The sequence below is a fragment of the Streptomyces sp. HNM0645 genome, assembly GCF_030056615.1.
GTDB classification, from domain to species: Bacteria; Actinomycetota; Actinomycetes; order Streptomycetales; family Streptomycetaceae; genus Streptomyces; species Streptomyces marianii.
Genome location: NZ_JASHLT010000046.1, coordinates 39,818 through 58,140, shown reverse-complemented (window position 1 = coordinate 58,140; position 18,323 = coordinate 39,818). Strand labels below are relative to the sequence as shown.

Below are 18,323 nucleotides of genomic sequence, written 5' to 3'. Positions count from 1 at the left end.
GGCTCGAGGACACGGGTGCGCACGCAGGGACGCAGACACGGGCCCGTCGGCTCGGGCCCGTCGGCTCGGGCCCGCAGGCAGAGGGAGCCAGGGGCAGGGGCAGCCGCGCCGCCCGCACCTCCGCGCCCCTCCGGGGGTCAGGGGGCCGTGGCGGGGCGGTCCGCGCGGACGTAGCCGATCAGGTGCAGCCGGTCCCGGTTGTCCGTCCAGCGGAAGACGCCGACGCCCGACGCCTCCGCCGCGGGCAGCCGCACGCTGGGGGAGAGCGGCTCGGGCACGCCGCTCGCGAGGTCCACGACGTGCGGCGCCCCGACGCCCGCCAGCGCCTCGGCGGGGCCGCGGGCGTCGGTCGCCCCATAGGCGACTCCCGCGTCCGTGACCGTCGTCAGCGTCAGCGGACGCGTGCCGTCCGGCTCCTCGAAGCAGCGGCCGGTGCGCTCCTCCAGGTCGAAGGCGAGGTTCCCGGCGGCGACGTAGCGCAGCCGGGGGGAGATCACGGCCTGCGGGTACGTCCCCGGCTCGATCGCCGGCTTGTGGCACTCGGCCGTGACCAGCGGCTTGCCCGACGCGGCGTCGTGCACCGCCCAGAGGTCGCGGGTGGTGGCCGCCTTGGTGCCCTTCGCCTTCTGCCAGCGCACGAGCAGCCGCCCGGAGGCCAGGGACACCGGTACCCCGTTCGCCCGGTCCGCGCCGCGCGGCGCGACGTTCCGGCTGAACCAGCCGTCCCGTACCCAGAACTCCCGGGCCCCGCGCACCAGCAGGCCCTTCGCCGTCACCCCCTGGACCGCGGTGAGCTGCCGGCAGGTGGTGCAGCCCTTCGGCGGGCGCAGGTCCTCGGGTGCGACCACGGACACCTCGCCGCTGTCGGGGTCGACGACCGCGCTGCGCGGGCCGCCGTCGCCGATGAGGATGCCGGGCCCGGTTCCGGAGACCGTGGGCGCACCGGTCCAGGGCACCTCCACCCGCCGCCGCGAGCCGTCCACCGCGTCGTAGACGTCGAGGGAGACGAAGGGGCCCGAGGGGGTGAGGGAGCCGCGGCCCGTCTTCCCGTACGACCAGACGACGAAGAACTGCCGGTCCTCCTTGGCCACGGACAGCAGCCGAGGGAAGTTCGCCGCGCCGGCGAGCGGGGAGAAGGGCTCGCCGGACCAGCCGGGGCGCCCCGTGCCGGTGTACAGCGTGCGCAGCCGGAAACGGGTGTCCTGCACCCGTTCCAGGTAGGCGAGGAGCCCGTAGCGGGTGGCGAGTGCGTGGTCGGGCGAGGCGTCGGGGACCTCCCAGCCCCTGGCGGTGTCGTACGCGGCGGGGACGGTGAGCTCGGTGACCGGGCCGGAAACGCGCTTCCGCGGCCTCTTAGGCCCGTCGTCGCGGTGCTCGTCCTTTCCGCCTCCGCCGCCACAGGTGGCGAGCAGAAGGATCATGGCCAGTACGGCGACGCCGGCCACCAGGGCCGTGCGCACGATCCTCTGTCTCATGGTCCCCCCGATGAGCGTTGCCAGGTACAACGGCCGTCAGATTAGCAACTGGGCGTGTACACACAGTAGTTCGGCCGTGCGTTCGTTCCGGCACGGTTCCCGCGCGGGCCCGGGGGAGCGGCGTCGTGCCCGGTGCCGCGGCCGGAACGGTCCACCGGCTCGCAACGCCCCGCACGGCGCCTCGCGGGCGTTGCCGGAGTCGCCCGAGTGCTCCCGGGTGCGAGGGCGCTCGTCCGGCGCGGGGCGCCGCGCCGGACGCCGGGGGCCTCACGGGGCAGCCCTTCCGGCCGCGGTACTAGAATTCGCCGGTGAACACGACCCTCCCCGACGCCCTCGCCGGTCTCCTCGACGGACTGCCGCAGGGCCGCGCCGCCCAGGCGGTGGAGCGCCTGATCGCCAGCTACCGGGGGGACACTCCGACCGACGCGCCGGTGCTGCGCGACCGCGCTGACGTGGCCGCCTACGCCGCGTACCGGATGCCCGCGACGTTCGAGGCGGTACGGTCCGCGCTCGACGCGTTCCGGGCGGCGGCGCCCGGGTGGACGCCCGCGACCCACACCGACATCGGCGGCGGCACGGGCGCGGCGAGCTGGGCGGTCGCCGACGCCTGGCCGGAGGGGGAGCACCGGACCACTGTCCTGGACTGGGCGGAGCCCGCGCTGGAGCTCGGCCGCGAGCTGGCGGCGTCCGCGGACTCGCCGGCGCTGCGGGGCGCGCGGTGGCGGCGGGCGCGGATCGGGGAGTCGATGGGGCTGGAGCCGACGGACCTGGTCACGGTCTCGTACGTGCTGAAGGAGCTCGACGAGCGGACCCGGGCGGCGGTCGTGCGCCAGGCCGCGGCGGCGGGGCGGACCGTCCTGGTCGTGGAACCCGGCACACCGGACGGCTACGAGCGGATCATCGCGGCGCGTGACCTGCTGGTGGACGCGGGGCTGCGGGTGGCGGCGCCGTGCCCGCACAGCGGGGAGTGCCCCATCGTGCCGGGGGCGGACTGGTGCCATTTCGCGGTGCGGGTGAGCCGGTCGTCGCTCCACCGGCGGGTGAAGGGCGGCTCGCTGTCCTACGAGGACGAGAAGTTCGCCTACGTCGCCGCGACCCGGGACCCGGCGACCCCGGCGCCCTCCCGGGTGACGCGGAAGCCGCAGATCCGCAAGGGCCAGGTCCTGCTGGACCTGTGCTCCGCCGACGGCGCCCTCCACCGCGAAACGGTCGCCAAACGCCACGGCTCCCTCTACCGTGCGGCGCGCGACACGTCCTGGGGCGCAGCCTGGCCGCCGCCGGACGCCGAGGACGCCTGAGCCTGCCGGTTCGGGCCCGCGGGCGGTGGGCGGCAGACGCGGGAGTCGGTGGGGGCGGCGGACCGCCCCCGCCTTCGGTACTCAGACGCGTAGCTCCTGAGTGCAGCACTTCACGCTGCCGCCGCCCTTCAGCAGCTCGCCCGTGTCCATCCCGATCGGTTCGAAGCCCCGCGCCCGCAGCGGGTCGAAGAGGCCCAGGGCCGCCTGCGGCAGCAGGACGTGGCGGCCGTCGCTGACCGCGTTGAGACCGAAGGCCGCCGCGTCCGCCTCGCCCGCGACGAGGGCGTCGGGGAAGAGTCGGGCGAGGACCGCGCGGCTGCCCGGCGAGAAGGCGCCGGGAAAGTACATGATCTCGTCCGTCTCGTCGTCGAGGACCGACAGCGCGGTGTCCAGGTGGTAGTAGCGCGGGTCCACCAGATCGAGCCCGATCACCGGCCGTCCGAAGAACTCCTGCGCCTCGTCGTGCGACAGCGGGCTCGACCGGAAGCCCCGGCCCGCCAGCACATAGGTCGAGGTCACCGCGAAGTCGCCCTCGCCCTCGTTGATGTGCGCCGGCTCGTGGATCTCGGTGAAGCCGTGGGCGCGGAACCACTCGACATGGGCGTCCGCCTCCGCGGCCCGCTCGGGGAAGGCGAAGCGCGCGCCGAGCACCCGGCCTTCGACCACGGTGGCGCCGTTGGCGGCGAAGACCATGTCCGGCAGGTCCTCACGGGGTTCCAGCAGTTCGACGGTGTGGCCGAGGGCGCGGTAGCGGTCGCGCAGGACCTCCCACTGGGTCATCGCCAGCGACAGGTCGACGGGCTTCCCGGGGTCCATCCAGGGGTTGATGGAGTACGTCACCTCGAAGTGCGTGGGTGGGCACATGAGGTAGCGGCGGGATCTGGCGTCACGAGGCAATGCGGGCTCCTCACGGACGACTGGGCGCACGGTTGTGCGTGAGGCCATGGTGCGGTCTCCGGCGCCTTCGCGCAGTGATCCGATCGGGTGGTTCATCGGACGTACGCCTGATATGGAACAAGACGATACGTCTCGTCGCGGATATTGCTAGATTGGGTCCATGCCAGAGAGCAGGAAGCCCGACTCCTCACGCCGCAGCGAGCGCTCCCGCCGCGCCATCTACGACGCCGCCCTCGCGCTCGTCGGCGAAGTCGGCTACACCCGGACGACGATCGAGGGTATCGCCGCCCGCGCGGGCGTCGGCAAGCAGACCATCTACCGCTGGTGGCCCTCCAAGGCCGCCGTCCTTCTGGAAGCCTTCCTCGACGTCGCCGAGCAGGCCGCCCAGGGCGAGCACGAACTCCCCGACACCGGGGACCTGGAGCAGGACCTGAAGCTCGTTCTGCGCGCCACCGTCGACGAACTCAACTCGCCCGTCTACGACGCCCCCGCACGCGCCCTCGCCGCCGAGAGCGTCGTGGACCCTGCCCTCGCCGCCCAGTTCGTGGAGAAGGTTCTCGAACCGCAGCTGGGGCTGTACGTGGACAGGCTGCGCGGGGCCCAGGACGCCGGGCAGGCGAGTCCCGGCATCGACCCCCGCATCGCCCTGGAGCTGCTCGTGGGACCGCTGGCCCACCGCTGGCTGCTGCGTACCCTGCCCCTCACGCACGAGTACGCCGACAGGGTCGTCGAGTACGCCCTCCACGGCCTCGCCCCCCGCCCCTGACCGGCGATTGGCCACTCGATCGGGGGGGTGCGGCCACCCGGCGCGCCCGATGGTGGGACGATGGCGGCAGTGCCGACGCGCGGCCGTGCCCGCGCGGGCCGGGGCGAGCAGGGAGATGTGAGGGGATAGATGGGCGACGGCAACGGCCGCTACCGCGGCACGGAGAGCAGGCTTTCCTGGGACAACCGGCTGCCGCAGTGGCTGCGCCGCCGTTCCCGGGAGGACGCCGCCGGCGCCGCGTCCGACCGCGCCCGGGACCGTCTCGGCCAGCTTCTGGCGGCGGCAGCCGCGGGACTCCCGCTCGCGCCCGCCGCGCACCCCTCGGGATACAGCTGTTCCTGTGAGCGCATCGGCTGTCCGACGCCGGCCCGGCACCCCGTCTCGTTCGCCTGGCAGACCCAGTCCACGCACGACCCCGCCTCCGTCGAGCGCTGGGCGGAGGACCAGCCCGAGGCGAACTTCATCACCGCCACCGGCATGGTCCACGACGTCCTCGACGTACCGCTGGAGGCCGGACGGGCGGCGCTGGAGCGGCTGCTCTCGGACGGTACCGAGGTCGGCCCGGTCACGGAGTCCGGAGAAGGGCGGATGCTGTTCTTCACCGCGACCCGCGGTACGCCCGAGGACGAGGACGAGTGGTGGCCCTGCGAACTCGACTGCCATCCCGGGACGATGGACGAGCATCCGGGCCTGCGCTGGCACAGCCGCGGCAGTTACGTCCTCGTACCGCCCTCGCGGCTCCCCGGTGATCTCGGTGTCGCCTGGGTGCGCGGCCCCGAGCATCCGCTGCCGGACCCGCTGACCCTGCTGGAGGCGCTGGCGGACGCCTGCACCAGGTACGCCGAGAAGACCGGCCAGCACGACCCGGACCACCACACGGTGGCCTGGCCGTCCAGCCGTTGAGCCGCCGGCCGTCGCGTCGCGCCTCCGCGCGCCGCTGAGCGGCTGAGGGTTGCGCCGTCGCGTCGCGCCTCCGCGCGCCGCTGAGCTGCTGAGGGTTGCGCCGTCGCGTCGCGCCTCCGCGCCCGCCGAGCCGCTGAGTCGTCGCGTCGCCTTCCCGCGACGCCGAGTCGTTCAGGTGCTCGGTCGTCGCGCGCCGGTGACACCCGCCGAGTCACCCGCCCCTTGCGCATGCCCCGGGCGCCCGTGGTGCCCCTGAGCGCCGCCCCCGCTTCTCCGCCTTCGCCGCACTGCCGCTCCCGCACCTGGACGCCTCGCTGGAAGAACTGGCCCGCGCCCTCGACCAGTTGGGGATGGCAGGCGCCGGGCTGACGACATCGGTACTCGGCCGGAGTCTCGGCGACCCGGTCTTCCGGCCGCTCTTCGAGGAGTTGGACCACCGGCACTCGGCCGCCCCGGAGAGGCCCGCGCGGTCTACGAGCCGCGCGCCGCCGTCACACCCTGCAGCCGGCTGATGATCCGCACCGGCGGGCCGGCCGCACCCTTCGGGGCCACCGTCACCGCCTGGCTCGACACCCACTCCTTGGTGAGCGTGCTCTTCACCTCACCGCTCATGAGCGCCTTCACGTCCGGGCTCACCTTGGGCCGGTAACCCTGCGCGGCGGTCTGCCGGTCGAAGTAGCGCAGCGCGAAGAACACCAGTGCCCCGCCGTCCTCCGTGGCCAGCCCGAGGGGCGCGAAGTCCCCGGTGTCCAGTGCCTGGTCGACGTACTGCGTGCTCAGCCCCGCCCGCCGGCCGTTCTGTTCGCGCACCTGCCGCCACCCGCTCGTGTGCGCGCCGTCGGCGAAGTGCCGCGGCTTGCCGGTCCGCAGGTACGAGGCGTACTCCTCGCTGAGATCGCGCGGGGCGACGGCCGTCGCGTCGGAGTCGGGGGCCACCGGCTCCGCCCAGCCCTCCTGGTCCGCGCGGAACTTCGGCACCTCGCCCGTCGAGACGATCGCCAGATACGCGGCCTCCCACAGCTGCTTGTTGCTGTTCTTGACGAACACGATCAGCCAGCGGCTGTCCTGGTCGCCCGAGTCGGTGTCCCGGTTGCTGTCGGCGTCCGCCACGAAGAAGCGCGGCCAGCCCGCCTTCTTGGGGATGTGGTACGTCGTGTCGCTGAGCTCCAGCGGGCGGTGCCGTGGGTTGCCGCCGGGCGTGGTGATGCTGCGGGCCTTCAGGCCCGCCTGGTTGATGGCGCCGAGCGCGCCCGTGACCCGGCCCGCGTCGAGGGCCGGGTCGTAGGCCTTGTCGGCCGCGTTGTAGGCGTCGGTGAAGTCCTGGAGGGCCTGCTCGGCCTCAGCGTTCGTCGCCGACGGTACGACCTCCAGCTCGCCGTGCACCGTCACGCACCCGCTCGCCGTCAGCGACAGCACCGTCACCGCCGCGAGCCCCGTCGCCGCCCGACCCAGCCTGCTCATCGGTTGCCTTCTGTTCCTCGCCGCCCCGCACTGACCGTCCGAACCCTACCGGGGCGAGGAACAGCGTGAGTGCCGGGACCAGATACAGCGCCCACACCGTGACCTGGAGGACGGTCGGGTTCGGCTGGAAGTTGAACACGCCCTTCAGCAGGGTGCCGTACCAACTGTCCGGCGGGACGGTGGCGCTGACGTCGAACGCCTTGTCGGCGAGGCCGCCCAGGAAACGGGCCTCCTGCAGATCGTGCACCCCGTACGCCAGCACACCGGCGGCCACGACCACCAGCATCCCGCCGGTCCAGGCGAAGAACTTCGCCAGGTTGATCCGCAGGGCGCCCCGGTAGAACAGCCAGCTGAGCAGCACGGCCGTCGCGATCCCGAGCAGGACCCCGGCGAGCGGCGCGGACGAGCCGGCGGTGTCCGCGGCCGCCCGGACAGACGCCCAGACGAACAGGGCCGTCTCCAGGCCCTCCCGGCCCACCGCCAGGAACGCCGTGGCGACCAGCGCGCCGGTGCCCATCCGCAGTGCGGCGTCCAGTCTGCCGTGCAGTTCGGCCCTCAGATGCCGTGCGGTGCGCCGCATCCAGAAGACCATCCAGGTGACCAGGCAGACCGCGACGATCGACAGGGTGCCGCCCAGCAGTTCCTGGGCCTCGAACGTCAGCTCCTGGGAACCGAATTCGAGCGCCGCGCCGAAGGCGAGGGACACCCCGCAGGCGACGCCGACGCCGGCCCACACCGGCTTCAGCGCGTCCCTGCGGTCCGTCTTGACCAGATAGGCGACGAGGATGCAGACGACCAGCCCGGCCTCCAGACCCTCGCGCAGCCCGATCAGATAGTTGCCGAACACGGGAGGTCCCTTCCGCTCACGAGAACAGCGCCCGGCCCCACCAGTCGTCCTTGTCCCGGACTCCCGGCGGGATCGCGTACAGCGCCGAACCCACGTGCTGGATGTACTCGTTGAGGTCGTCGGAGGCCAGACTCCGTTGTACCGGGACGAAGCCGTGGGCGACGTCCCGCTGGTAGGCGAGGAAGAACAGGCCCGCGTCGAGCCGGCCGAGCCCGTCCGTGCCGTCGGTGAAGGAGAAGCCGCGGCGCAGCATCCTCGCCCCGCCGTTGGAGTCGGGGTGCGCGAGGCGTACGTGCGCCGTGGGCAGCATCGCGGGCAGGAACGGCTCGTCCCGTTCCCTCGCCCTGCCGACCGGGGCGCCCTCGCCCTTGTCGCGGCCGAAGATGTCCTCCTGCTCCTTCAGCGACGTCCGGTCCCAGGTCTCGATGTTCATCCGGATCCGGCGTGCCACGAGGTAGGAGCCGCCGACGAGCCAGGCCGGGCCGTCCTTCCGCGAGACCCAGACGTGCTTGCCGAGGGCGTCGGTGTCGGTGCCGGCGATGTTGCGGGTGCCGTCCTTGAAGCCCATCAGATTGCGCGGCGTCTGCGCCTCGGGCGTCGTCGAGGACGTCTTGCCGAAGCCGAGCTGCGACCAGCGGACGGCGACCTTGCCGAAGCCGATCCGGGCGAGCTGGCGGATGGCGTGCACCGCCACCTGGGGGTCGTCGGCGCATGCCTGGACGCACAGGTCGCCTCCGCTGCGCGCCGGGTCGAGGTTGTCCCCGGCGAACTTCGGCAGCTCGACCAGTGCCGCGGGGCGGCGGTCCCTCAGGCCGAAACGGGCGTCGAAGAGCGACGGGCCGAAGCCGACGGTGAGGGTGAGCCGGGACGGTTTCAGCCCGAGCGCCTCGCCGGTGTCGTCCGGCGGGGCCTCGGCGAGACCGCCGTACGCGCCCTCGCCGACCGTGTTGCCGGCGGTCATGCTCTCGGCGGCCCGGGTCCAGTCCTGCAGCAACCGGACCAGTTCGGCCCGGTCCCGGGTCCTCACGTCGAAGGACGCGAAGTGCAGCCGGTCCTGCACGGCGGTGGCGATGCCGGCCTGGTGCGTGCCGTGGAACGGCACCGCGGCGCCGCTCGCGGCCGCCTGCGATGTCCGGTCGCCGCCGGCCGTCGCGACGGCCGCGGCGCCCCCGGCCGCGGCGGCGCCGAGCGCGAGCCCGGCACCTCCCCAGCCGAGCAGCGCACGCCGCGAGGGCGCGGCCGTCGCCCCGGCGACGCCCGTGCCGGTGCCCGTGCGCTCGCCCGTCCGCTCCTGGGTGCCGGTGTGCGTGGACTCGGCGGTCCGTTCGTTCCCGCCGGTCCCCGTGCCGGTGTCCCCGCGCTCGTCCCTGCCGGGCTCCGCCGTCCCGGCCGGGGGTGTGGTCTCCTCGGACATGTCTGCCGGTCCCCCTACTCGACCACGGCCGCGGCCAGCTTCGACAGCGGCTCGGCCAGCGCGTTGACCCCGTCGGACAGCTCCTTGCGCTGGGCTCCGGAGACCTTGTCGTACGAGGTGAAGACGTAGGTGCTCGTGTCCGCACGGTACTTGTCGAGCAGCGTGTTCAGCGCGGCGAACTGCTTGTCGAGCTCGGCGACGAGCTCCGCGTCGTTCTTCGACGCGACCGGCTTCAGCAGCTCGTACGACTTCTGCGCGCCCTCGACGTTGGCCTTGAAGTCGACCAGGTCGGTGTGGGAGTAGCGCTCCTCCTCGCCGGTGACCTTGCCCGTGGCCACCTCGTCCAGGAGTTCCTTGGCGCCGTTGGCCATCGACGTCGGGGTGATCTCGGCGGTACCGACCTTCTTCACCCAGACCGCGAGGTCCTTGTCGAGGGTGTCGGCGAGCGCCTTCTCCTCGGCGCCCAGCTTCCCGTCCTGCCACAGCGCCTTCTCCAGGCGGTGCCAGCCGGTCCACTTCTCGCCCGGCTTCAGGTCGGCCACACCGTCCTCGCGGAGGTCGACCTTCGGGTCGATGTCGCCGAACGACTCGGCGACCGGCTCCGTGCGCTCCCAGCCGATCCGGGAGTCCGCGTACGCCTTCTTCGCCGCCTCTATGTCGCCGGCGCGGACGGCGTCGGTGAACACCTTCGTCTTCGGGAGCGTCTCGTCGGCCTGCTGCTGCACGTACGTGCGGTACGCGGCGACCGCCGCGTCCATCTCCGGGGAGCGCTTCGCCGCGGTGCCGCCGGTCGCCTTGACCGGGCGGCGGATGCCCTCGCCCCGCATCCCCGGCTTGCAGGCGATCTCGTAGTCGCCGGCCTTCACCTCTGCGGTCAGACTCGCCTTGGTGCCGGGGCCGATGTTCTCGCGCTCGGTGACGATGCGGTCGTCGGGGAAGAGGATGTAGACCTCGGTGACCTTGGAGCCCTTGTTCTCGATGTCCAGCCGGACATGACCGGCCGGGAACTCCTTCGCGGACACCTCGCAGGAGTCGTCCTTCGCGGTCACGGCGATGGCACCGCTGCCGTCCCCGGCATCGCTCTTCTCGGCGCAGCCCGTGACGGCGGTGAGCGCGGAGAGCGCGGCGACGGCGGTGACGACGGACAGGCGGGTGGGTTGCATACGGGCTCCACGGGACGGGTTCGGGGACGGGGTGCGGACGGTGCGGTCAGCCGGTGAGGCGGGCCTAACTTAACTGAGCCTTACCTGAGTGACACCGGTCCGTCCAGTGATTCGGATCTCATCCCCGCACATCGGAAACGGGGAGGTCACGGCACCGCCACGACCGCCCCACGAGTGGGTCAAGTGCGAGTCAAGGTTCCCGTTTCGCCACGATGGGCGGGGTGCCGGTGCGCGGGTGCGGCAGCACCCGCGCACCGGCCNGATCTCATCCCCGCACATCGGAAACGGGGAGGTCACGGCACCGCCACGACCGCCCCACGAGTGGGTCAAGTGCGAGTCAAGGTTCCCGTTTCGCCACGATGGGCGGGGTGCCGGTGGACGTCGCCGAGCAGTTCGTCGCGGAACGCCCTCGCCGGGCGCGCCCTCGACGGCGATCCGCCGCCGCGCCACCTCCCGGGGGCTGACGCCCTCCCCGGCCCCGGCAGGGTCGCGTCCGCCGCCGAGCCGGTGGACGCGACCCTGCCGGTCCGTGTCGTACGGGGATGCTTCAATGCCCGGGTGACACACGAACGACCCCGCGGCCTCGACGTCCTGCGCGTCTTCTGCTCCGGCGACGGCCGCCACGGCAACGCCCTCGGAGTCGTGCGCGACGGGCGGCCGTACCCCGACGAGACGTCCCGCCGGGCGCTCGCCGCCGAACTGGGCTTCAGCGAGACCGTGTTCGTCGACGACCCCGAACGCGGCGTCGTCGACATCCACACCCCGGGGGCACGTCTGCCGTTCGCCGGCCATCCTCTCGTCGGGGTGGCCTGGCTGCTGGACCTGGAGACGGTGAACCCCCCGGCGGGGGAGGTGTGGGTGCGCTCCGACGGCGAGTTCACCTGGATCGCCGCACCCGCCGAGTGGGCCCCGCCGCGCGCCTTGCGCCGGTACGGCTCGGCGGCCGAGGTCGAGGCGCTGGAGGTGCCGCCGCCCGGCGAATGGACGTACGCATGGGCGTGGGAGGACGAGGCCGCGGGCCGGATCCGGGCCCGCGCCTTCCCCGGCCGGGGCGACGGCGTCGACGAGGACGAGGCCACCGGCGCGGCGGCGCTGCTGCTGACCGAACAGCTCGGCCGCGCACTGAACATCACCCAGGGGCGCGGCTCCCAGCTCCTGACGGCCCCCGCACCCGGCGGACTGATCGAACTCGGCGGCCGCGTAAGGCTCGCGGGCCCCTGACGCGTCGTGGCAGAGGCGCCGACCCGGGAGGGCCGGGCCCGGGGCGCGCGATGCCGTGCCCGAGGTCGCACCGTTCGGTCGTCCGCGGTCACGGCAGTCCCGCGATGGCCAGCGGTCGCGGGACGCCTTCGCGACGCCTGCGGTCAACGCGGCGTCCGCGGGCGTGGGAAGAGCACGGGCACGGGAAACGCGCTGTCCCGCCGCCGCGTCACGCCGCGCTGAGCGGGAACTCCCGGCCCAGCTCGCGGAACACCGCGCCGTTGAAGTCGAAGGCGCGCCTGCACTCGTCGATGATGCGCTGCTTCTCGAGGTCGTCCGCGTTCACCGCGTCCAGCAGTTCCCGGTAACCCCGCTTGAACGCCGCCGGGTTGGAGATCTGCTCGAAGACGTAGAAGCGGACCCCGTCGCCCTTGCGGTCGAAGCCCCAGGTGCGCTCGGCCTTGTCGCGGATGATCTGGCCGCCGGAGAGGTCCCCGAGGTACCGGGTGTAGTGGTGGGCCACATAGCCCGCCGGCCACGTCCGGGCGCACTCCTCGACCCGGGCCGCGTACGAGGCCGTGGCGGGCAGCGGGCGCAGACCGGTACGCCAGTCCGGGCCGCGCAGATGCGCCAGGTCCCGCTCCAGCTCGGCCGCGCGGAACAGCTCCGGCCGGATGAACGGCCCCGCGACCGGGTCGGCCTCGAGGGCCCCGGCCGACTCCTCCAGCGCCCGGTACACGAACCACAACTGCTCCGTGTAGCGGGCGTACGCGTCGACCGCCAGCCGGCCGCCGAGCAGATCGCTCATGAACGTCGACGTCTCCGCCTCGGTGTGCCGTTCGTGCGACGCGACACGGATCAGGGTCGAGAAGGGCGTGTCCAGGGTGTCCAAGGCGGGCCTCCGGGGACCGATGGGGACGGGAACCAGCAGGATCCTCTTACTTAGGCTTACCTAAGTCAATTGGTTCCCGACGACCTGTCGGTAAGGACGCTACCCAGGATTCGCGTCAGGGCAACGTCAGGATGTCGGCTCCGGTCTCCGTCACCACCAGCGTGTGCTCGAACTGCGCGGTCCGCTTGCGGTCCTTCGTCACCACGGTCCAGCCGTCGTCCCACATGTCGTACTCGTGCGTCCCGAGCGTCAGCATCGGCTCGATGGTGAACGTCATGCCGGGCTGCATCACGGTCGTCGCGTGCGGGCTGTCGTAGTGCGGGATGATCAGGCCGGAGTGGAACGAGGAGTTGATGCCGTGGCCGGTGAAGTCGCGTACGACGCCGTAGCCGAACCGCTTCGCGTACGACTCGATGACTCGCCCGATGACGTTGATCTGGCGGCCGGGCCGGACCGCCTTGATCGCGCGGTTGAGTGACTCCCGCGTCCGCTCGACCAGCAGCGCGGACTGCTCGTCCACGTCGCCGCAGAGGTAGGTGGCGTTGTTGTCGCCGTGCACACCGCCGATGTACGCGGTGACGTCCAGGTTCACGATGTCGCCGTCCCGCAGCACCGTGGAGTCCGGGATGCCGTGGCAGATGACCTCGTTGACCGAGGAGCACAGCGACTTCGGGAAGCCCCGGTAGCCGAGCGTCGACGGGTACGCCCCGTGGTCGCACATGAACTCGTGCGCGACCCGGTCGAGTTCGTCCGTGGTCACCCCGGGGGCGATGAGCTTCGCGGCCTCCTCCATCGCCTGGGCGGCGATACGGCCCGCGACGCGCATCCTCTCGATCGTCTCGGTGTCCTGGATCTCCGGCCCGGTGTACGGCTTGGGCGCGGGCTTCCCGACGTACTCGGGGCGCCGGATGTTTCCGGGTACGGAACGGGTGGGAGAGAGCTTCCCTGGTACGAGCAGCGACTGGCCAGACATGCCAGCGAGTCTAACCGGGGGTTCCCGGCGCTCCGGGCGCCGGGAACGGCGTCGTCCTCGGGCGAAGGGGAAGACGTCGGGGCAGCATGGGTCAGAGGAAGGAGCCGACGATGGCCCTGTTCAAGAAGCGCACGGTGGGCAAGCCGGGCGAGTGGTACTACTGCCTGGAGCACAAGAAGGTCGAGGAGGGGCCCGAGTGCCCGGCGAAGGACCGCTTCGGTCCGTACGCCACGCGCGAGGAGGCCACGCACGCGATGGAGCTGGCGCGGGAGCGGAACCTCGAGTGGGAGAACGACCCGCGGTGGCACGACGCGCCGCGCGGCGGCGACACCGCCGACTGAGCGCGGGGCGGACCTGGGGGGCGGACCGGCGCCCGGCCGTGCGCCGCAGGGGGCGTACCCGACCGGCGCCGGCTGCGGATGCCGGACCGTCTGGCGTCCGCCGCACCCGGGCGGCGGGGATGCCGGATGGGCCTGCCGCACCCGGGCCGTGCGGGCCGGGGTGTCTGCCGCGGGGAGCCGTCCCACCGGACCGCTGCCTGGGGAAGGCGGCTCCGCACCGCGACGCGGCTCCCTCCCGTCAGCCCACCGTTCCTGCCGCCGCCGTCCCCTCCTTCTGGGCACGGCGGCGCAGGGCGTCCTCGTCCGTCGCCGCGTCGTACGTGGCGAGCTTCGGCAGCGCCGCCGTGAGCAGGCCCACCGAGGCCACGCAGAGCAGCCCGCCGCTCCAGAACGCCGCCCGGGTGCCGGTCCAGCCCGCCACCGCACCCGCGCGCACCTGGCCCAGCTGCGGTCCCACGCTGTAGGAGAGCACCTCGATGCCCGCGAGGCGGCCGCGCAGGGACTCCGGGACCGTCTGGTTCCAGATGGTGGAGCGGCCCAGTCCGCTGAGCATGTCGCCGGCGCCCGCGAAGGCGAGGCAGAGCAGCACCAGCCAGATGTTCGTGAACCAGCCGGCCGCGGCGATCGAGAGCCCCCATCCGGCGGCGCCGAACACCACGAACAGGCCGTGCCGGCGCACCCGTGAGGTCCAGCCGCTGGTCAGGCTGAGCAGCAGTGAGCCGACCGACCCCGACGCGTACATCAGTCCCAGCGACCACTCCGCGTCGAGCTCGTCGGCGAGGAACGGGAAGATCGTGTTGGGGAAGGCGAAGAACATCGCGGCCAGGTCCACCGCGTACGTGCCCAGCAGCACCGGCCGGCTCCACGCGTACCGGGCGCCCTCCGCGATGCCCCGCAGCGACGGCTTCTCCGCGTCGTGCGCGGGCGGGGCGGGGGAGAGCCGGCTGCACAGCACTACGGAGACCAGGAACCCGGCGGCCGTCGTGGTGTACGCCGTCGCGTGTCCCGCGTACGCCACGACCAGCCCGGCCAGCGCCGGCCCGGCGATGGCGCCGAGCTGCCAGCGCAGCGCGTTGAGCGCTGCCGCGGCGGTCTGCTGGTCGTGCGGCACGATCCGGGCCATCAGGGAGTCCAGCGCGGGGCGTTGCAGACCGGCGAGAGCGGAGACACCCGCCGCGACGACATAGAGCGGCCACAGCGCGGGCGTCGGCAGCAACGCGTTGACCAGCAGGATCGTGGCCATCACGGCCATGCCGCCCTCGGTGAGGACCAGTACCCCGCGCCGGTCCACCGCATCGGCGAGCGCGCCCCCGTACAGCCCGAACACCACCAGCGGCACGAGCTCCACGGCGCCCATGATCCCGACCGCGAGCGGCGAGCCCGTCAGGTCCTTGATCTGCAGCGGCAGCGCCACCATCGCCATGAAGCTGCTGAGGAACGTGATGAGCCCCTGCACCCACAGCAGGCGGAAGTCCCGTGAGGAGCGCCAGGGGGAGAGGTCGGGGAGAAGCGTGCCGCCGAGTCGTGAAGCCACGACCGGCCATGCTCGGCGGGGCGGGGCGGGCGCGGCAAACGAATTTCACCACCGCGCCGGTGGGGGCGCCGTGAGGTGGTCGGCCAGCCGGGCGAGGCGGTCGCGCAAGGGCCTGCGGCCACGCGGGCCCTGCGACGGCAGGACGTTCTCGCCGGCCGCCGCGCTCATGAGGTGCTGCACCGTGTCCAGGTCGACCTCCGCCGTCCCCGGGACCGTCAGCGCCTCGTGCGCCAGTCCGACGACCTCCGGGTCGCCGGCGTCCAGCGAGAGCACCGTCGCCCCGGAGCGCCGGGCGTCGTGGACACGCTCCAGCAGCCCTCCGTCCGGCCGCTGCGGCGCCACCACCAGTAGTGTCTCCCCGCGCCCGGCCGCCGCCACCCGGCCCAGACCGACGGCGAGGTGCGCCGGGTCCCCCGGCCGCACCCGGTGGCGTACGAGGGTGGGCGCCAGCTCGGGCTGCCCCGACCAGGCCGCCTCGTCCACGAGGTGCGCGGCGAGGTGCCACGGCTCGTACTGGGCCGTTCCCACCAGCAGCAGTCCGCCGCCCTGGGGGACGACCGAGGAGCGCAGGGTGCCCGCGAACCTGCGGGCCGCCGCGGGCCACTCGGTCCCGGCGAGGACTTCCCTGAAGAGCGCGACGCGTACGGCATCCATGGGCGGGCATCCTGCCCCACGGGCCCGCCCGCCGCCCGCGGTTCCGCTGCGGTCCATCCGTACGGGGCGGGCCGCCCTGCTACCTGCGAGTAAGGTCGGGTCATGACTTCTCAAGACAACGCCAGCGCACCGAAGCCCGCCGCCAGGGACCCGTGGGACCTCCCCGACGTCTCGGGTCTCGTCGTCGGCGTCCTCGGCGGCACGGGGGACCAGGGCCGCGGCCTCGCCTACCGGCTCGCCCGCGCCGGGCAGAAGGTGATCATCGGTTCCCGGGCCGCCGAGCGTGCCGAGACCGCGGCCCGCGAGCTGGGCCTCGGCATCGAGGGCGCGGAGAACGCCGAGTGCGCCCGGCGGAGCGATGTCGTGATCGTGGCCGTGCCGTGGGACGGGCACGCCAAGACCCTGGAGGCGCTGCGTTCCGAGCTCGCCGGGAAGCTGGTCGTCGACTGCGTGAACCCGCTCGGCTTCGACAAGAAGGGTGCCTACGCGCTCAAGCCGGCCGAGGGCAGCGCCGCCGAGCAGGCCGCGGCCCTGCTGCCGGAGTCCCGGGTGACCGCCGCGTTCCACCACCTCTCCGCGGTGCTCCTCCAGGACGAGTCGATCGAGGAGATCGACACGGACGTGATGGTGCTGGGCGAGGACCGCGCCGACACGGACCTGGTGCAGGCCCTCGCGGGCCGTATCCCCGGTATGCGCGGTGTCTTCTCCGGCCGGCTGCGCAACGCCCACCAGGTCGAGTCGCTGGTCGCCAACCTGATCTCCGTGAACCGGCGCTACAAGGCGCACGCGGGTCTGCGCGTGACCGACGTCTGAGAACGCGTGACCGACGTCCGAGAAGTGGTACCGGCCCCGGACGTGGTGCCGCGTCACCGGCGCCGTGGGGGTATGGGGGACACTGGTCCGGAACACCCGTGACCGGACAGGAGCCGACCCCCATGCCCCGCCTCGCCCTCTATGCCCTCATCATCTGCGTTCTCGCCGTCGCCGCGGCGGTCGTCTCGTTCGTCGAGGGCAGCTGGCTGGGGATCGTGTGGGTGCTGCTGGCCGGTGTGTCGTCGAACATGGCGATCTACTACATCCGCCGCGGCAGGGCGCGGACGACGCCGACCTCCTGACCCGCCCGCAGCCGGCGTACGGGGAACTGCACCACGGGCACCTGCCCGGGTGATGCTCCTGACCCGCCCGCAGCCGGCGTACGGCATCCCGCGGCAGACCGTGTGCCCGCCTGCAGCGGGCGACGGCGAGCCGCTGCCGGCCGGTCGCGACGGGGCAGATCCTGCCCGATGCGGCACCCCGGCGTGTTGCGAGGAGTCCCTCCTGGCCCGCGACGTCCGGCACGCACTCCCCCGTGGCCCATCGGGCACGGGAGGTGCCCCACGCCCCGTTGCCGGAGTCGTCCGAGTACGTCCGGTACGAGGGACGACCCTCCGCCTTGCGATCGCACGCACCGGACGCCGCGCGCCGGTCCCCCGGGGAATGCTGAACGGCCCTTCAGCGGCCGAGCAGCGCCGTGCACTCCGGGTACTGCTCGGTCCAGAAGCGGTACAGGTCCTGGCCGCAGGCGACCTCCGCCCGTGACACCCCGAGCCCGTCCATCAGGGCGAAGATCGCGTCGAAGAACGCGTGGTTCACCTCGGGGATGAAGAGGACGGCGAACACCGCCAGCAGCCCGAACGGCGCGAAGGGCTCCACCTGACGGCGGAAGCCGTACGACAGCCAGGGCTCGATCACCCCGTACCCGTCCAGACCCGGAACCGGCAGGAAGTTCAGGATCGCGGCGGTGACCTGCAGCAGCGCCAGGAAGGCCAGGGCGAAACGGAAGCCGAGGGGCACGCCTTCGAGCGCACCGAGCCAGAACGGGGCCGTGCAGACGACCGCGAACAGGACGTTCGTCAGCGGGCCCGCAGCGGAGATGAGGCTGTGCTTCCAGCGCCCCTTGATCCGGTGCCGCTCGATGAAGACCGCACCGCCGGGCAGGCCGATACCGCCCATGATCACGAAGAGGACGGGCAGCACGATGCTCAGCACCGCGTGCGTGTACTTCAGCGGGTTGAGCGTCAGATAGCCCTTGGCGCCGACCGTGAGGTCCCCGCCGTGCAGGGCCGTGCGGGCGTGCGCGTACTCGTGCAGACAGAGCGACACGATCCACGCGGCCGTCACGAACAGGAACACCGCGACGCCCGGGCTGTCCGCGAAGTCCGTCCAGACCGCCCAGCCCGTCACCGCCGTGATCGCGGCGATGCCGAGGAAGACGGGCGAGACCGTCCGGTCGCTGGAGCGGGTGGTGGCCGAGGTCATCGAGGGTGCTCCCGGGGCGTGATCGGCGGGTACGTGCACGGCTGGTTCCTGGTCGGCCGTGATCGGCGGATCCGCAGGCCGAATGCCGACCGTACAGGCGGCACGGCCAGAACGTCCCGGGCGGGGCGGGAGTTCCGCCGCGCTGCCGGAACCCGGCGGGGAGCGGCGCGGGTGTCGCGGAGAACGGGCGGGTGGGCTCCGGCGACG

Annotated in this window: 18 protein-coding genes; 7 read left to right on the top strand and 11 right to left on the bottom strand. The window is 73.1% G+C overall.

The annotated features are described in order from the left end of the window. Positions 1-137: 137 nt before the first annotated feature. On the bottom strand, positions 138-1,475 hold the full coding sequence (locus tag QMZ92_RS27585) for a hypothetical protein (RefSeq protein WP_283300216.1): 1,338 nt from the start codon (positions 1,473-1,475) through the stop codon (positions 138-140). A 308-nt stretch (positions 1,476-1,783) separates the two neighbouring features. Between QMZ92_RS27585 and QMZ92_RS27580 the strand changes: the two genes are divergently transcribed. Then, positions 1,784-2,773, top strand: coding sequence for a small ribosomal subunit Rsm22 family protein (locus QMZ92_RS27580; RefSeq protein WP_283300215.1), 990 nt, complete (start codon positions 1,784-1,786; stop codon positions 2,771-2,773). A gap of 81 nt (positions 2,774-2,854) precedes the next feature. Here the strand turns inward: QMZ92_RS27580 and ddaH are convergent, their stop codons facing one another. Next, complete coding sequence (ddaH, locus tag QMZ92_RS27575; protein ID WP_349307769.1) at positions 2,855-3,718, bottom strand: dimethylargininase; 864 nt, start codon at positions 3,716-3,718, stop codon at positions 2,855-2,857. A gap of 112 nt (positions 3,719-3,830) precedes the next feature. Between ddaH and QMZ92_RS27570 the strand changes: the two genes are divergently transcribed. Together QMZ92_RS27570 and QMZ92_RS27565 are read left to right on the top strand one after the other, a co-directional pair. Continuing rightward, positions 3,831-4,436: a TetR/AcrR family transcriptional regulator gene (locus QMZ92_RS27570; protein WP_283300213.1), complete on the top strand. Its 606-nt coding sequence runs from the start codon at positions 3,831-3,833 to the stop codon at positions 4,434-4,436. Positions 4,437-4,565: 129 nt separating this feature from the next. Then, on the top strand, positions 4,566-5,339 hold the full coding sequence (locus QMZ92_RS27565; RefSeq protein ID WP_283300212.1) for a bifunctional DNA primase/polymerase: 774 nt from the start codon (positions 4,566-4,568) through the stop codon (positions 5,337-5,339). 471 nt (positions 5,340-5,810) lie between these two features. On the opposite strand, the gene QMZ92_RS27560 is transcribed toward QMZ92_RS27565, so the two are convergent. From QMZ92_RS27560 to efeO, 4 genes are read right to left on the bottom strand one after another with little or no spacing between them, the layout of a single operon-like run. Beyond that, the gene (locus tag QMZ92_RS27560) at positions 5,811-6,791 is read right to left on the bottom strand and encodes an SCO2278 family lipoprotein (RefSeq protein WP_283300221.1); all 981 of its coding nucleotides are present in this window, start codon (positions 6,789-6,791) and stop codon (positions 5,811-5,813) included. After that, positions 6,679-7,647 carry an iron uptake transporter permease EfeU gene (efeU, locus tag QMZ92_RS27555; RefSeq protein WP_283300211.1) on the bottom strand — a complete coding sequence of 323 codons (969 nt, stop codon included), beginning with the start codon at positions 7,645-7,647 and terminating at the stop codon, positions 6,679-6,681. The genes QMZ92_RS27560 and efeU overlap by 113 nt, the downstream gene beginning before the upstream one ends. 16 nt (positions 7,648-7,663) lie before the next feature. Further along, on the bottom strand, positions 7,664-9,061 hold the full coding sequence (gene efeB, locus QMZ92_RS27550) for an iron uptake transporter deferrochelatase/peroxidase subunit (RefSeq protein ID WP_283300210.1): 1,398 nt from the start codon (positions 9,059-9,061) through the stop codon (positions 7,664-7,666). A 14-nt stretch (positions 9,062-9,075) separates the two neighbouring features. Beyond that, a complete protein-coding gene (efeO, locus tag QMZ92_RS27545) occupies positions 9,076-10,224 on the bottom strand; it encodes an iron uptake system protein EfeO (protein WP_283300209.1) in 1,149 nt (382 codons plus the stop codon). A 558-nt stretch (positions 10,225-10,782) separates the two neighbouring features. On the opposite strand from efeO, the gene QMZ92_RS27540 reads away from it, so the two are divergent. Continuing rightward, positions 10,783-11,445 (top strand): PhzF family phenazine biosynthesis protein, encoded by a 663-nt coding sequence (locus QMZ92_RS27540; RefSeq protein ID WP_283300208.1) that lies wholly within the window; start codon positions 10,783-10,785, stop codon positions 11,443-11,445. 208 nt (positions 11,446-11,653) lie between these two features. Here the strand turns inward: QMZ92_RS27540 and QMZ92_RS27535 are convergent, their stop codons facing one another. After that, positions 11,654-12,307 (bottom strand): biliverdin-producing heme oxygenase, encoded by a 654-nt coding sequence (locus QMZ92_RS27535; protein WP_283300220.1) that lies wholly within the window; start codon positions 12,305-12,307, stop codon positions 11,654-11,656. Between the two features lie 124 nt (positions 12,308-12,431). Next, positions 12,432-13,289, bottom strand: coding sequence for a type I methionyl aminopeptidase (gene map, locus QMZ92_RS27530; RefSeq protein ID WP_283300207.1), 858 nt, complete (start codon positions 13,287-13,289; stop codon positions 12,432-12,434). A gap of 110 nt (positions 13,290-13,399) precedes the next feature. Here map and QMZ92_RS27525 point away from each other — a divergent pair, with 110 nt between their 5' ends. Then, the gene (locus QMZ92_RS27525; protein WP_171053127.1) at positions 13,400-13,630 is read left to right on the top strand and encodes a hypothetical protein; all 231 of its coding nucleotides are present in this window, start codon (positions 13,400-13,402) and stop codon (positions 13,628-13,630) included. A 238-nt stretch (positions 13,631-13,868) separates the two neighbouring features. Here QMZ92_RS27525 and QMZ92_RS27520 read toward each other — a convergent pair whose 3' ends face one another. Together QMZ92_RS27520 and QMZ92_RS27515 are read right to left on the bottom strand one after the other, a co-directional pair. Beyond that, the gene (locus tag QMZ92_RS27520) at positions 13,869-15,164 is read right to left on the bottom strand and encodes an MFS transporter (RefSeq protein WP_283300206.1); all 1,296 of its coding nucleotides are present in this window, start codon (positions 15,162-15,164) and stop codon (positions 13,869-13,871) included. Positions 15,165-15,209: 45 nt separating this feature from the next. Then, on the bottom strand, positions 15,210-15,818 hold the full coding sequence (locus QMZ92_RS27515) for a hypothetical protein (RefSeq protein WP_283300205.1): 609 nt from the start codon (positions 15,816-15,818) through the stop codon (positions 15,210-15,212). A 102-nt stretch (positions 15,819-15,920) separates the two neighbouring features. Between QMZ92_RS27515 and npdG the strand changes: the two genes are divergently transcribed. Both npdG and QMZ92_RS27505 read left to right on the top strand, forming a co-directional pair. Then, positions 15,921-16,631 (top strand): NADPH-dependent F420 reductase, encoded by a 711-nt coding sequence (npdG, locus tag QMZ92_RS27510; RefSeq protein ID WP_283300204.1) that lies wholly within the window; start codon positions 15,921-15,923, stop codon positions 16,629-16,631. A gap of 122 nt (positions 16,632-16,753) precedes the next feature. After that, positions 16,754-16,933 (top strand): hypothetical protein, encoded by a 180-nt coding sequence (locus QMZ92_RS27505; RefSeq protein ID WP_283300203.1) that lies wholly within the window; start codon positions 16,754-16,756, stop codon positions 16,931-16,933. A gap of 376 nt (positions 16,934-17,309) precedes the next feature. On the opposite strand, the gene QMZ92_RS27500 is transcribed toward QMZ92_RS27505, so the two are convergent. Then, on the bottom strand, positions 17,310-18,116 hold the full coding sequence (locus QMZ92_RS27500; RefSeq protein WP_283300202.1) for a site-2 protease family protein: 807 nt from the start codon (positions 18,114-18,116) through the stop codon (positions 17,310-17,312). Between the last annotated feature and the right edge of the window lie 207 nt (positions 18,117-18,323).

What these genes read in the sequence shown, in the direction of transcription:
- efeO (WP_283300209.1), bottom strand. Translation starts at nt 10,224, where the DNA reads ATGCAACCCACCCGCCTGTCCGTCGTCACCGCCGTCGCCGCGCTCTCC.
- QMZ92_RS27515 (WP_283300205.1), bottom strand. Translation starts at nt 15,818, where the DNA reads ATGGATGCCGTACGCGTCGCGCTCTTCAGGGAAGTCCTCGCCGGGACC.
- QMZ92_RS27570 (WP_283300213.1), top strand. Translation starts at nt 3,831, where the DNA reads ATGCCAGAGAGCAGGAAGCCCGACTCCTCACGCCGCAGCGAGCGCTCC.
- map (WP_283300207.1), bottom strand. Translation starts at nt 13,289, where the DNA reads ATGTCTGGCCAGTCGCTGCTCGTACCAGGGAAGCTCTCTCCCACCCGT.
- QMZ92_RS27525 (WP_171053127.1), top strand. Translation starts at nt 13,400, where the DNA reads ATGGCCCTGTTCAAGAAGCGCACGGTGGGCAAGCCGGGCGAGTGGTAC.
- npdG (WP_283300204.1), top strand. Translation starts at nt 15,921, where the DNA reads ATGACTTCTCAAGACAACGCCAGCGCACCGAAGCCCGCCGCCAGGGAC.
- efeB (WP_283300210.1), bottom strand. Translation starts at nt 9,061, where the DNA reads ATGTCCGAGGAGACCACACCCCCGGCCGGGACGGCGGAGCCCGGCAGG.
- QMZ92_RS27565 (WP_283300212.1), top strand. Translation starts at nt 4,566, where the DNA reads ATGGGCGACGGCAACGGCCGCTACCGCGGCACGGAGAGCAGGCTTTCC.
- QMZ92_RS27505 (WP_283300203.1), top strand. Translation starts at nt 16,754, where the DNA reads ATGCCCCGCCTCGCCCTCTATGCCCTCATCATCTGCGTTCTCGCCGTC.
- QMZ92_RS27500 (WP_283300202.1), bottom strand. Translation starts at nt 18,116, where the DNA reads ATGACCTCGGCCACCACCCGCTCCAGCGACCGGACGGTCTCGCCCGTC.
- ddaH (WP_349307769.1), bottom strand. Translation starts at nt 3,718, where the DNA reads ATGGCCTCACGCACAACCGTGCGCCCAGTCGTCCGTGAGGAGCCCGCA.
- QMZ92_RS27585 (WP_283300216.1), bottom strand. Translation starts at nt 1,475, where the DNA reads ATGAGACAGAGGATCGTGCGCACGGCCCTGGTGGCCGGCGTCGCCGTA.